The 521-nt window shown below is 44.9% G+C and carries 1 protein-coding gene; it reads left to right on the top strand.

Annotation, left to right across the window (positions count from 1 at the left end; genetic code table 11):
* Positions 1-521: dipeptide/oligopeptide/nickel ABC transporter ATP-binding protein (locus R7Z49_RS27495; protein WP_318112835.1), on the top strand; the 521-nt coding region annotated here is incomplete at both ends.

The raw sequence follows: 521 nt of genomic DNA, 5'->3' as shown, positions 1-521 counted from the left end.
AGGAGAAACATTGGGACTCGTTGGTGAATCTGGCTGTGGTAAAAGTACCTTAGGACGTACGATTCTAAAATTGTACGAGCCAACGGAAGGTAAGATTTTCTTTGAAGGCAAAGACATCACAAAGTTCTCTGTCAAAGAGATGCGCTCGTTGCGTAAAGACATGCAGATTGTCTTTCAGGACCCAATGGAGTCACTTAACCAGCGTCACACCATTGGTATGATTTTGGAAGAGCCGTATATCATCCATAAAATAGGCACTCCTGCAGAGCGTAAACAATGGGTGAAAGAGCTGTTGGTGAAAGTTGGCTTGCCTGAAACGGCTGTGAACCGTTATCCGCACGAATTCTCTGGTGGCCAGCGTCAGCGTATTGGTATTGCTCGTGCAATAGCACTGAAGCCAAAGCTGTTGATTTGTGATGAATCAGTATCTGCACTGGATGTATCGGTTCAGGCGCAAATTCTCAACTTGTTGCTACAACTTCAACAAGAAATGAACCTTGCCATCATCTTCATCTCTCACG

It is taken from the genome of Vibrio sp. 1562 (genome assembly GCF_033340155.1).
Lineage (GTDB): Bacteria > Pseudomonadota > Gammaproteobacteria > Enterobacterales > Vibrionaceae > Vibrio > Vibrio alginolyticus.
This window is presented reverse-complemented; position numbering and strand designations above follow the sequence as displayed.